The 12,303-nt window shown below is 47.0% G+C and carries 11 protein-coding genes; all 11 read left to right on the top strand.

Going from position 1 to position 12,303, the window contains the following annotated elements:
• Positions 1 to 19 precede the first annotated feature (19 nt).
• The 11 genes from J2736_RS08270 to J2736_RS08220 all read left to right on the top strand — a co-directional run bounded on the left by J2736_RS08270 (position 20) and on the right by J2736_RS08220 (position 12,296).
• Positions 20 to 1,333 carry an aspartate aminotransferase family protein gene (locus J2736_RS08270; RefSeq protein WP_310225346.1) on the top strand — a complete coding sequence of 438 codons (1,314 nt, stop codon included), beginning with the start codon at positions 20 to 22 and terminating at the stop codon, positions 1,331 to 1,333.
• 13 nt (positions 1,334 to 1,346) lie between these two features.
• Positions 1,347 to 2,105: an SDR family NAD(P)-dependent oxidoreductase gene (locus tag J2736_RS08265; RefSeq protein ID WP_310225344.1), complete on the top strand. Its 759-nt coding sequence runs from the start codon at positions 1,347 to 1,349 to the stop codon at positions 2,103 to 2,105.
• A 21-nt stretch (positions 2,106 to 2,126) separates the two neighbouring features.
• Positions 2,127 to 2,915 carry an IclR family transcriptional regulator gene (locus J2736_RS08260; RefSeq protein ID WP_310225342.1) on the top strand — a complete coding sequence of 263 codons (789 nt, stop codon included), beginning with the start codon at positions 2,127 to 2,129 and terminating at the stop codon, positions 2,913 to 2,915.
• A 19-nt stretch (positions 2,916 to 2,934) separates the two neighbouring features.
• Entirely contained in the window at positions 2,935 to 3,876 is a 942-nt protein-coding gene (locus tag J2736_RS08255; RefSeq protein ID WP_310225340.1) for a Gfo/Idh/MocA family oxidoreductase, read from the top strand.
• A gap of 49 nt (positions 3,877 to 3,925) precedes the next feature.
• Positions 3,926 to 4,753, top strand: a complete 828-nt coding sequence (locus tag J2736_RS08250; RefSeq protein WP_310225337.1) for an HpcH/HpaI aldolase family protein — start codon at positions 3,926 to 3,928, stop codon at positions 4,751 to 4,753.
• A 13-nt stretch (positions 4,754 to 4,766) separates the two neighbouring features.
• Positions 4,767 to 5,558 carry an SDR family oxidoreductase gene (locus J2736_RS08245; protein WP_310225335.1) on the top strand — a complete coding sequence of 264 codons (792 nt, stop codon included), beginning with the start codon at positions 4,767 to 4,769 and terminating at the stop codon, positions 5,556 to 5,558.
• A 37-nt stretch (positions 5,559 to 5,595) separates the two neighbouring features.
• Complete coding sequence (locus J2736_RS08240) at positions 5,596 to 6,387, top strand: SDR family NAD(P)-dependent oxidoreductase (RefSeq protein WP_310225334.1); 792 nt, start codon at positions 5,596 to 5,598, stop codon at positions 6,385 to 6,387.
• A 71-nt stretch (positions 6,388 to 6,458) separates the two neighbouring features.
• A complete protein-coding gene (locus J2736_RS08235; RefSeq protein WP_310225332.1) occupies positions 6,459 to 8,702 on the top strand; it encodes a helix-turn-helix domain-containing protein in 2,244 nt (747 codons plus the stop codon).
• Between the two features lie 166 nt (positions 8,703 to 8,868).
• A complete protein-coding gene (locus tag J2736_RS08230) occupies positions 8,869 to 9,714 on the top strand; it encodes a PIG-L deacetylase family protein (RefSeq protein WP_310225330.1) in 846 nt (281 codons plus the stop codon).
• 186 nt (positions 9,715 to 9,900) lie between these two features.
• Entirely contained in the window at positions 9,901 to 11,328 is a 1,428-nt protein-coding gene (locus J2736_RS08225; RefSeq protein ID WP_310225328.1) for an extracellular solute-binding protein, read from the top strand.
• A gap of 80 nt (positions 11,329 to 11,408) precedes the next feature.
• Positions 11,409 to 12,296, top strand: coding sequence for a carbohydrate ABC transporter permease (locus tag J2736_RS08220; RefSeq protein WP_310225325.1), 888 nt, complete (start codon positions 11,409 to 11,411; stop codon positions 12,294 to 12,296).
• The last annotated feature ends 7 nt before the right edge of the window (positions 12,297 to 12,303 follow it).

Here is a 12,303-nt window from a genome sequence, read left to right as displayed (position 1 = left end):
GATTAGGGAGGATGTAAGTATGAAGCATGTTGAGAAATCGAGGCAGAAATACACGGAATCACAGGCCTATTTGGCAGGCGGAGTGGCGAGCTCGTTAAGAAGCGCCATGAAGCCGACGCCGTTATTCGCTGCATCGGGCACCGGTCCACGAATAACGGATGTGGATGGTAACACCTATATTGATTATTTGTTTGCCTATGGACCCTTGATTCTGGGCCATGCGCATGAGGCAACGACGGAGAGTGTCCATGCAGCGATGAAGCGTGGCGTTACTTTCGGGTTGCAGCATGAAGGGGAGATTGAACTGGCCCGCCGCTTGACTGAGATTTTACCTTGCGCGGATAAGGTGGCTTTAAGCGGTTCTGGCACAGAAGCGGTTATGCTGGCTCTGCGATTAGCTCGCGCTTTTACGGGCAAGCGGAAGATCGTTCGCTTTCATGGGCATTATCATGGGTGGTCGGATGCGATATTTACCGCGTTCCCAAGCTCAGACATGCGCCAGTCCAGTTCCGCTGCTGCTACGCAGGAGCAACGGCTTCTGCCAGGCACAAGCGGTCAGAGTGAGCTAGCGCTGGAAGATATCATCTTGCTTCCGTGGAATGATTCCGCAGTCTTGGAGGCAACTTTACGGGAATATAAGGATGACATTGCTGCGGTAATTTCTGAGCCAGTGATGTGCAACTCCGGTTGCGTGCTCCCGAAATCTGGCTATCTCGAGCACATGCAGGATCTAACTCAAGAGCTGAATATGGTCATGATTTTGGATGAAGTCATCACCGGATTTCGACTTGGCTTAAGCGGGGCACATGGGAAATTTGGATTGGAGCCAGATCTAATTACCATTGGCAAAGCATTAGGCGGAGGCGTTGCCATAAGTGCTGTAGCTGGCCGCAAGGACATTATGGCGCTGATTGAGAACGGAACCGTCAGCCATTTGGGTACCTTGAACGGGAATTGCGTTGCGACATCAGCAGCCTTAGCGACAATAGCAGAACTGTCCAAAGAGGATGGAACAATTTACCATGAAATGGAAAATAACGCAACTCATCTCGTTGAAGGGATTCGTAGTTTACTCGCCAAGCACGGCATTCCAGGCATCGTCAATCATGTTGGTCCAGTCTTCCATATGATGTTTACTCACGAGCCAGCGGTTGAAGATTTTGCTTCCTTTACGAAGCGGGACGGAGCTAAGTATGCAGATTTTGCAGGCAAAATGCTAGAAGAAGGCGTGCTCGTTCGTTCCAATGGATTATGGTATTTATCCGCGACGCATGGCGCTCAAGAAATTGAAGAAACATTGAAGGCTGTCGATCGAGCGCTAGTCAATTTATAAGGAGGCATGCCGGATGAGAATGAAAGATATGGTCGTGCTCATAACGGGCGGTTCAACTGGCATAGGTAAAGCAACCGCTGTGCGGTTTGCCGCTGAAGGTGCGAAGGTGGCCATTACTGGTCGTGAAAAGGCAGTTTTGCAAGCAACAGCTGAGGAGATTGCAGCTCAGGGTGGTGAAGTCATCTGGATCGATGGTGATGTACAGTTGAAATCAGATGTTAATCGCATGGTGGATACTGTTCTGGGGAATTGGGGAACCATTGATGTGTTAGTGAATAATGCGGGTATTTGCAGCCCAGCTTCCTTCTTGGAGATTGAGGAATCTGAGTGGGACCGACATATGGCGATTAATTTGAAAGGAACTTTTCTCGTCGGGCAGGCGGTGGCAAGATGCATGGTACAACAAGGGAAAAGTGGATCCATCATTAATATGTCCAGTGTGAATGGCTTAGCTGCGGAGAAAGATCAAGCGCATTATAACGCAACGAAAGGCGGCATTAATCTTCTTACGATGTCTATGGCTTTGGAGCTTGCGCCACTAGGTATACGTGTCAACGCACTTTGCCCGGGCTTTATTGAGACGAGGCTGACGAAACCGTTGATTGATAATCCAGCGGCATTTGCTCCCTACCTCGAAACGATCCCTATGGGCCGAGCTGGCGTACCCGAGGAAATCGCAGACGCTGCACTATTCATGGCAACTAGTGATTCACGTTATATGACGGGGCATTGCTTAGTTGTAGATGGCGGGCAGTTAATTAAGTTATCTTGACAAAGGAGAACTCACTATACAATGAGCAAGGATGTAGGAGAGAAACAAGAGCGTTACACCATACAAGCCATCGATAAAGCATTGGATTTACTGGAGCTTTTGGCGGAGCACGATTCCCTGAATCTTTTGGAACTAACAGAGATGCTGGATCAGCCTAAATCGTCGACGTACCGAATCATTTTAACCTTGGAAAATAGGGGATTCATCAGTAGAGACGATGACAATGGCAAATACTGCTTAGGCTACAAACAGCTGATGCTGACACGCGGGTTGTTAGAGCGAAATAAGCTAAGAACCGCGGCGATGCACGAGATGAAGAGGCTCTCTGAGCTCTATGGCGACACCATTAACTTAGGTGTTATGTTGGAAGGTGAGGTGTTATATGTAGAGATTATCGAGAGTACACAGCCACTGCGAATGACGGATACCGTAGGATCCAAAGCACCTTTTCACGCGACTGCTATGGGCAAAGCCATGTCCGCTTTTCTACCAGAGGATAAGGTTAAAGCGTTTATCACACTTCACGGCTTGCCGGCTATCACACCAAATACGATTACTTCGGTCGATCAACTTTTTGCCCAATTAAAAGTTGTACACGAACAAGGATTTTCCATGGATGATCAAGAAATTGTAGAGGGTGCACGTTGTGTGGCTGCTCCGATCTTCAACATGTATGGGAACATCGAGGGTGCGGTTAGCATTTCGGGGGCTATGCATCGGTTTGCTCCTGATTTATTGCCCGATATGGCCGAAAGTATTAAATTTGCTGCAAATCAGATCTCGCGGAAACTAGGCTATCAGTTTACATAATGGAGAGGGGGAGTTCCTCATGCAACCATTACGAATAGCAGTTCTAGGCATGGTGGAAGGCAATGGGCACCCATATTCCTGGAGTGCCATGTTCAATAACTATGACAAGCAGACGATGGCCGAGTGTCCTTACCCCGCAATACCGAATTATTTAGCTAAAGAGCCCGCAGAAAAGCTGCAAATACAAGGAGCATCTGTCACCCATATTTGGACGGATGATCCCCGAGATGCCGCACATGTGGCTAAGGCTTCGCTGATCCCACATGTCGTATCCAGGCCAGAGGATGTTATCGGACACGTAGATGCCGTCATGATTACAACGGATAAAGGCCATGAGCATGTGGAACGCTGTCGGCCGTTTGTTGAGGCGGGTCTCCCCCTATTTGTCGATAAGCCTCTGGTCGATAATGAGTCCGATCTTGCGCAGTTCCGAAGGTGGGTGCGCGATGGTGCCCCGATTATGTCATCTAGCTGCATGCGCTATTGTAAAGAATATATGCCTTATCGCACTTCCATTCACTCCTTAGGAGAACTTCGTTACACAAGCATCACGACTTGCAAAAGCTGGGAACGTTACGGTATCCATGCATTGGAGTCGATTTACCCCATTCTAGGCCCCGGTTTTATTTCCGCTCAAAACGTAGGAACGCAAGATCGCAACATCGTTCACTTCAAGCATCGCCTGCATGGCGATGTGATGGTGCTTGCGATGGATGACATGTATGGTTCGCACGGTATTCTACAGCTATGTGGGACACAAGCCAATGTCACGGTTACCGCTCAAGATACGTTTTATTCCTTCAAATCACAGCTTGAAGCTTTCATACACTTTTTGAAAACAGGAGAAAGACCCTTTCCGTTCAGTGAAACGGAAGAATTAATGCGCATGATCATTGCCGGCATTCGCAGCCGAGACGAAGGTGGAAGAGTTGTAAGGCTAGAGGAAATCACTGCGAACTAACGTAGTGAAGCACGCTTTTCGTACATAACCTTAAGGAGGACGAAAACGGATGGCTACTAACTTTCATATGCGTCAAAGTCGAGTTTTACGTAAACTGCGGGCAGGAGAAACAGCAATCGCGTTGAAGCTGAATCTCGCCGATCCACGCATAACAGAAATGGCCGCCAGAATTTCTGGCGTAGACTGCCTATGGACGGACATGGAGCATGTCCCCAATGATTTGGCTGTCATTGAACGCCAGATTTGGGCAGCAAAAGCCTATGATGTGGATGTGCTTGTCCGTGTAGCAAGAGGAAGCTACAGTGAACTGATTCGTCCGTTAGAGATGGATGCGGCAGGGATCATGGTTCCACATGTCATGAGTTTAGCGGATGCTAAGCAAATCATTTATCACACCAAGTTCTACCCGATCGGCAGACGACCGCTTGATGGTGGAAATTCGGACGGTGCTTTTTGCAATTTGGAGCTGGGTGACTATATATCGCAAGCGAATGATCAACGATTCAACGTCCTGCAAATTGAAGATCCAGAGCCGCTTAATGAGCTGGAAGATATCATCGCACTGCCTGGGCTGGACATGATATTTTTCGGTCCCGGAGATTTCAGTCAAGGGATTGGTGCTCCTGGCAAGTGGGATCATCCGCTGCTCGTTGAAACACGGCAATCGGTGGCTAGACTGGCAAGAAAGCATGGGAAATATGCAGGGACGGTTGGCAGTCCGAGTAATATGGATGATTTAGTAGCGATGGGCTATCAATTTGTAAGTGTTGGGGCCGATGTGGTTGGTTTTGGTCAGTATTTAAGCGGGATCGCATCCAGCATCAACCGCAGCTCCGGAACAGGTACGGATTCCGTCTACGGCTCAACCAAAAGCTAAGGGAGGCCACGACATGTATACGGAGCTTTTCTCATTACAGGATAAAAGTGTCATTCTAACAGGGGGTTCAGGGTATCTTGGAACCGCGATTACGGAAGCATTACTGGCATTCGGCGCTGATGTGACGGTAGCAGACCTAGCCTTCCGAACAAACCCGAACTTGGCATCTGCCCTGGAGGAGGGGCGATTACGGCAGGTGGTCTGCGATGTCTCCCAAACAACATCGATTCAAGACATGTTTGCGTCACATCACACAGCCAGCGGTCGATTGAACGTTGTTGTTAACTGTGCCACCTATGGTGCTGGCTATGGCCAAGAGGCTGAGCTTGAATTTATGACAGATGAAGTATGGGATAAAGGCGTAGATGGAGCTCTCGGTACGACGTTCCGTTGCATTCGAGAAGCCATCCCCTATCTGAGAGAGAGCGGAGGCGGGTCCATCGTTAACTTCGCTTCGATGTACGGAGTCGTCTCGCCTGATCCTTCGATCTATGGGGATAGTGGTGCCAACAATCCGCCGAATTATGGTGTTGGGAAGGCCGGCGTTGTTCAACTGACCCGATACTGTGCGGCACACTTGGCCAAGTATGGGATTCGTTGCAACAGCGTGTCGCCAGGACCTTTTCCCAATGCGGCAATCGCTCAAAACGAAGCTTTCCTACAGCAGCTGCAAGCCAAAACCATGCTCGGCCGAGTAGGCAAACCCGAGGAAATGGTAGGCGCGATCATTATGCTGGCATCCGATGCCTCCAGTTATATGACCGGATCGAATCTCATGGTGGACGGTGGATGGACCGCTTGGTAACGCGGGAGGTTGTGTCATTCGATAGGAGGAAATCGATGTGAGTACGAATGTAATGAATAGCTTCTCACTTGCTGACAAGACGGTGCTCATTACCGGAGGCGCGGGCCTTTATGGGTCACAAATCGCAAGAGCCTGCGCGCAAGCAGGAGGCAGCGTATACGTGACATCTCGCGATGAAGCTCGTTTAGAGGAGATTGAAGAGAATTTTAGAAGAGACGGAATTAAGGTGAACGCCATTCCTTTCGATCAAGAAGATCTCGGATCGATCTCTTCGATTCGAAAGAAATTAGAAGCGCGGGAAGGCAAATGTGATGTCCTCATCAACAATGCTGTCGCCCGTACGATGTCTCATTATAACGATTCGTTGGAAACCTTCGCGCGCAGCATGGCGGTTAACGCAACAGGATTGTTTGAGTTAACGCGGGTAATTGGCGATTGGATGGCCGAGAAAGGGAGCGGCGGCTCGATCATTAACATCGGTTCGATTCAAGGCATGGTCGGACCCGATCCTACGCTGTATGAGGGGTTGCCGTTAAATGGTCTGATCCCCGACTATTTCTTCCATAAGGGCGGCATGATCAACTTTACCCGATTTATCGCCAGTTATTATGGTGCAAGTCAGGTTCGGTGCAACTGCATCTCACCAGGCGGTTTTCAGACGGAGAAGAATCTCCCCGAGTTTATTCAACGTTATAATGACAGAACGATGTTAGGCCGCATGGCCAAAGCGGATGATATTTGGGGGCCTGTCGTATTTCTCGCATCGGATGCCTCGCAATATGTAACGGGCACGAACCTGCCTGTGGATGGCGGCTATACAGCCAAGTAAGGGGGAAGCGGCATCAGCGAGTGATGCCGTTTTCTTTTTCAACAATAGAAAAATAGGGGTGGTGAAAGAGTATGAGAATGTTTTCGAATGGTTTCAGAATTTTTCACGATTTAAAATTGGTGAAGAAGCTATGGTTATCGTTCTCGCTTGTCACACTTCTAGCACTCGTGATCTTTGCCTTATTGTCGTCGACCTATATCAAGCGAATGATGACCGATCAAGAAGGCAATGCCATGCTGCAAAAGATTGAGTATTTCACAGGCAGTATGGACAGCTATTTCCAAAGTATTGAGAAATCATCTCAATTGCTTGTCTACAATGAGAATGTGCAAGAACCTTTAAGTGCGAACGCCGCAAGTTTGAATGGTATGGAACGTATTCTTTCTTACAACTACATCTATGATCAATTAAGGCAATTATCAGCTCGATTTATTGGCATTGAAGCCATTTATTTGGTTGATAAATTTCAAAATGTGTACGACAGCGGAGTTGGCATGAATTTCACGCCCAGCTATTTGGTCAGTGATGAATTTACTAGCCAGGGCTGGTATGACAAAATGGCAAACAACAAAAGCAGCAATTCCTTATGGTCCTTCATCAAGTGGCGTGATAAGCAAACATCCATTGTGATGTTCAAGACGATTTATGATAAAAATAATTTGCAAGTCCTCGGATATCTCATCATTTCCATTTCCCCTACGATCCTTAACAACTACTTAGCTTCATCGAATCTGGACGAAGGGACGAACAGCATCGTTGATTCGAACGGCTATATCTTCTCAGCGGGGAGCGGCGAAAGTATTCCTCCTATTCATACTGATCAATTAACTGGGATGAAAGGTCATTATACGAATGAATCCGACGATTATGTCGTCGCTTATTCGAAGCACCCTTTGACCCAATGGACATTCGTACATACGATTCCTCAGAGCTTGCTGCTGAAGGATCTTAAACATATCAACAATTTATGGGTAGCCTTTCTTGGCGTATCCCTCATCCTGATGGTCGTAGTCTCCGTGTATATTTCCAAAACGATTTCTATGCCACTCCGTAAAATGATTCGTATGCTCCGAAATGTGGAGCATGGCAATCTGAATATGAAATTTCAGCCGTTGTTTAAAGATGAGCTTGGAGATCTTGGCCGGGCTTTCAATCATATGATCGATAAGGTACGTGAAGGTGAACCGCTCATGAGGGAGAAGCTGGTTCGCTCTCTTTTGGAAGGTAGAATGACCGAAACAGAGGCTAGCTTTTTCACGGAACGGCTGAACTTCCAGCTCGATGCGGCATCATTTCGGGTAGTATTGCTTCATTTGCACAGTAGTTATGAGAAAGAAGAATTAGATCAGCTGGAATCGATTATGCACGAATTCGAAGAGGGGCATGAGATGATTAGTATTTATTTATCAAATGAACAGTATTGCCTGATATTTAACGGTGAGAATGATGAGGCATTGCCGAACATCCATGCGTTAATCAGTGAACTAAAAGAGCGTCAGGAACTACAAATTTATGCGTTTGTTGGCAATCATTACGAGCATTTTAACCTGATTAAGACCTCGTTCGAAGAAGCAAAAGCACTTCTCAATTACCTCGTCGGAGAGCAGATGGATGACCAAACGAATACCTATTTTGTCGGGGATTCTTGGAAGTCACAATATCCGGAAGCTTTTGAAAATAAGCTCCTCTATTATATGGACGAACGAGATATAGACAATTGTGCGGCTGTGATGGAAGAACTCATCGTTTACGCGAGGGCCAGTCATCTCGTTCCGCATGTCCTATATGCCTTTATGGCAGCACTGTATAATCACTTGTATAAGCTGCTCATCAAGTCGGGTCAATCCACGGTCATGGACAAAAATTGGTTCGGTGATGTGCAAGAGAAGTTATTATCACAACCGCTTGAGAAGAACGGCAGACAATTCATTACACGTCTGAGGGAACATTTAGGTGTGAATGAACAGAAAGAGAAAAAGCATAGCCGGAATATTCTCAAATCCTTGCAGATTATTAACGAGCAATACAGCGATATTGGGCTTGGTATCGATTCCGTTGTGGAGCAAGTTGGACTGAATGCGAACTATTTCAGCCAATTATTTAAGAAGGAAGTCGGCGTTGGGTTTACTGACTATGTGGGCCAAGTGCGAATGGAACATGCCAAACGGCTGTTGGAGGATCCTGCCAATAAAATCAAAGATGTGGCACTGCAGATCGGCTTCACCAACCCGCATTACTTTAGCATTTGGTTCAAAGAGAATACAGGGCTGTCTCCTTCGCAATTTCGGAAGCAGCTTCTAGGGCAAATTAGTTGATCAGGAAGCTTTGTTATTATCAGAAATAGGTCAATTTCTTTATATTTGCTTGTAGGACTAACGAAATCCACGGGTATCTAATTAATTTCACCTACGCAAGTACGAGGAGCAGATGCTAACTTGTAAGTAGGTTACGCAATTAATCGGAGATAACGAGGAGGGTTCTATGAAAGTTATGACGATTTACGCGCATCCCGCGGATACGATTACGAATTGCGGCGGGACGCTCGCGCTTCATGCCAAACGAGGGGATGACGTTGTCGCGCTCATTTTGACACACGGCGGACGACTTCATCCGAACAAGTATGCAGAGGAGTGGCGCAAAGAAAACCCCGATGCGAGTCTCCTGCAGGCGGGCTTGGAAGAAATTGCGTTGAATAAAAAACGCGAATTGGAACGTGCAGCTCAGACAATCGGTATTTCCAAGCTGATCATGCTCGATTACGACGACAACTATTCAACGGTCAATGAAGAAATCGTGAATCGAATTGCAGAAGAGGTCTCGAAGGAGCGGCCTGACATCGTCATCTGTGATTACCCCATGAACACCGCCTTTCACAATCCCCATACCATCGCAACACAAATGGCCTTCGCTGGCCTCAGCAAGGTATCCCTTTATTTGAAAAATCTTGATGGTCAGCCTGAGTATCAAGTCAAACAAATCTTTTTAACCTCCCTTCCGGTAAGTCCGATTGATGGATTAAGTCTGTACGGCATTCGTAATGATGTGTTTATTGACATTAGTTCAGTTGTAGGTGAAAAGATCAAGGCGATGGACGAATTCAAAAGCCAAGGCTACAGCGGCTTATTCGCTCGTAAGCTGCTTGAATCCTATAACGGCGAGTATGGCCGAGCGGCTGGTGTTAATTTTGCCGAAGGCTTTTTCAGAGTCTATAACGAAACCCATGAACATCTGCCGCTGACAGCAGCTGCGCAAGAAAGTGATCTACTGATGAGGCACCTCAGTTACTCAACAATGAGTATAAGAGAGATGTTTCCCCTGCCTGAGTAACGGCTAGGCCTCCCCCTTCTTACGATCTTCCAATCCACGCACATGATGTTACCTACCCTACTCCATCAAGAGCATAGAACCTTCACCATGTAAACGTTTTCGGAAATGTCTGACAAGACGAAGAGACTTTGCATATCCAATTCATATTTATTTGGAAAAGGGAGGAAGACGAGCATGATTTCTATCATGAAAAAACGTTCATTCAAATCACTTTTTGTAGCAACGAGTGTATCACTCTTGATGGCGACAACAGTAGGGTGCAGCACAGATGAGGGGGCTAGTAAGCCGACGCCTAGCACAGCACCTGCGGGCAGCACCAGTCCGACAGCGGCAGCCACGCAAGCGCCGAAAGAGGATCCTAAGATCGAGTTGACAGTATGGGCAGCGCCGAACGGCACGTATAAGCCAGGTCAAAAAGCTGGCGACTGGTTTAAAGAAGATTTGCTGCCGGAATGGACGAAGCTCCATCCGAATGTCAAAGTCAACATAGAGCTTATTCCCTTTGATGGGATTAATGAGAAAGTCACAACAGCCATCGCCTCCAAGTCGGCTCCAAACGTATTTCTGGATTATCCAGGGCGTACATTAGCGTATGGACAAATGGGCGCATTGGCTTCGCTTGAGGATATTATCCCTGCCCAAGATTTGGCCCAAGTGAAGAAGAGTGCGGATATGATGAAAATGGTTTCGGTCGGCGGCAATGTCGTAACGATGCCGTATTATTCGACCCAACTCGGATTAATACTTGATAAATCCTTATGGAAAGAAGCGGGAGCCGAGAAATTGCTTCCTCAGGATGAATTCCGGACATGGACGCCGGATCAGTTCAAAGCCGCTTTGAAGGCTGTAGCTAATAAAGAAAAAGGCGTTTATGGACTAACGCTATTCGCATTGAATGAACAAGGGGATCAAATCTATAACAATATCATTTCCGGATACGGAGCGAAGTTGTTCAATGCTGATTACACGAAATATACAGCAGGTGACAGCCCTGAATCGGAAAAGGCTTTAACCTTCTTCAAATCACTCGTCGATGAAGGGCTTGTCACGCCGCATCCTGAAACATTGACATCCACGAACGCGCTCGATTACTGGAAGCAGCGGAAGAACGGGATGGTCGTTGCGTCAGCAGCTCACTCCGATATTATCAAGAACGGCTTGAAGGATGGAAGTGTAAGTGGACCTCATGAGTATATGTACGTCAACTTCCCTTCAACAACGCCTGGTCAAGCGGCATTAAAGTCTGAAATTGGCTTTGGTGTTGTGTTCAAGAACTCGGATGCTGTGAAAGAAGAATGGGCGAAGAAATTCCTTTACTGGACGATGAGAGATAATACGATTTTCCAAACTGCTATGAAATCATTCAATCCGCTTGGGAAAGCGCCTGCTTGGACCGAAAGTGACCCAGAGCTTCAATTCCTAGCTAAGTTAGCTACGAAAACGAAAGAATGGCCGGTTATTGACCCAGGTTGGGGAATTAAAGGCTATCCTGAGATGAGAGCTGCGATGTTCCCTGAGATTCAAAAGCTGTTCATCGGAATGTCAACGCCGAAGCAAACGATAGATACGATCTCCAAGAAGTTTAATGACACGATAGCCAAATACAATAAATAAGGGGTACTGGGCGGCAGGATGACCGTGGTCTCTTGCCGTCATTTCCATAACAGATTAGCGGCAGTAGGAAGGAGAAATTCATGAAACAGGGGAAAATCAGCAGCATCCGTTTACGTAGAGAAATCAGCGGTTGGTTATTCGTCCTGCCGATGTTGTTGTTTTTTGTGCTGTTCGTCGTGTATCCCATTCTTAAAGCAATCAAGAGCAGTTTCTATGGCTTTGATTATACGAAGTACTACTGGTCAGGCTTGGACAATTATCGCACCATTTTCATGGACCCGCTGTTCTGGAAGTCGATTCGTAATACGCTGGAGTTTGTCTTATATTTAGTGCCGTCCATTACGGTTATTGCTTTGATGATCGCCGTAACGATTCATACGTATCCGAAAAAAATGCAATCCTTTTTCAAAGCTGCCTTTTATATACCTGGCGTGACATCGATTGTTTCCCTAACATTAGTTTGGCAATACATCTATAACGGACAGTTCGGCCTTGGCAATTATGTGTTGGATCGATTGGGCATGGATGCTGTGAACTGGCTCGGGGTCAACTCAGCCACGCTGGCTTTGTCGGTGATTGTACTAACCATTTCCGTAGGATCCGCGGTCGTTGTTTTCTCGGCGGCACTTGGAGGGATTCCCAAGGATTTCTACGAATCTGCCTCACTGGACGGAGCAAAACCGTGGCATATGTTCGCTCGAATCACACTTCCGATGTTAAAACCGACGCTGTTATATGTCGTTGTGACGGGGACGATCGGTGCTTTTCAAGTATTCGCCATCATCATGATTATGACGGGAGGCGGTCCGGCGTATCGCACCACTACGATCATGATGCTGATCTACCAGCAGGCGTTCGTTAACATGAACTTCGGGATTGCGAATGCGATGGGAATTGTCTTATGTATCATCATCAGCCTTATTGCCTTTGTGCAATTTAAGCTGCTTAAATCAGATAACGAATATTAAGGAAGGT

The sequence above is a fragment of the Paenibacillus qinlingensis genome (assembly GCF_031455095.1).
Taxonomy (GTDB): Bacteria; Bacillota; Bacilli; order Paenibacillales; family NBRC-103111; genus Paenibacillus_E; species Paenibacillus_E qinlingensis_A.
The sequence above is the reverse complement of the archived record's forward strand: the minus strand, read 5'-3'. Positions and strand labels throughout refer to the sequence as shown.

What these genes read in the sequence shown, in the direction of transcription:
- J2736_RS08270 (WP_310225346.1), top strand. Translation starts at nt 20, where the DNA reads ATGAAGCATGTTGAGAAATCGAGGCAGAAATACACGGAATCACAGGCC.
- J2736_RS08265 (WP_310225344.1), top strand. Translation starts at nt 1,347, where the DNA reads ATGAGAATGAAAGATATGGTCGTGCTCATAACGGGCGGTTCAACTGGC.
- J2736_RS08260 (WP_310225342.1), top strand. Translation starts at nt 2,127, where the DNA reads ATGAGCAAGGATGTAGGAGAGAAACAAGAGCGTTACACCATACAAGCC.
- J2736_RS08255 (WP_310225340.1), top strand. Translation starts at nt 2,935, where the DNA reads ATGCAACCATTACGAATAGCAGTTCTAGGCATGGTGGAAGGCAATGGG.
- J2736_RS08250 (WP_310225337.1), top strand. Translation starts at nt 3,926, where the DNA reads ATGGCTACTAACTTTCATATGCGTCAAAGTCGAGTTTTACGTAAACTG.
- J2736_RS08245 (WP_310225335.1), top strand. Translation starts at nt 4,767, where the DNA reads ATGTATACGGAGCTTTTCTCATTACAGGATAAAAGTGTCATTCTAACA.
- J2736_RS08235 (WP_310225332.1), top strand. Translation starts at nt 6,459, where the DNA reads ATGAGAATGTTTTCGAATGGTTTCAGAATTTTTCACGATTTAAAATTG.
- J2736_RS08230 (WP_310225330.1), top strand. Translation starts at nt 8,869, where the DNA reads ATGAAAGTTATGACGATTTACGCGCATCCCGCGGATACGATTACGAAT.
- J2736_RS08225 (WP_310225328.1), top strand. Translation starts at nt 9,901, where the DNA reads ATGAAAAAACGTTCATTCAAATCACTTTTTGTAGCAACGAGTGTATCA.
- J2736_RS08220 (WP_310225325.1), top strand. Translation starts at nt 11,409, where the DNA reads ATGAAACAGGGGAAAATCAGCAGCATCCGTTTACGTAGAGAAATCAGC.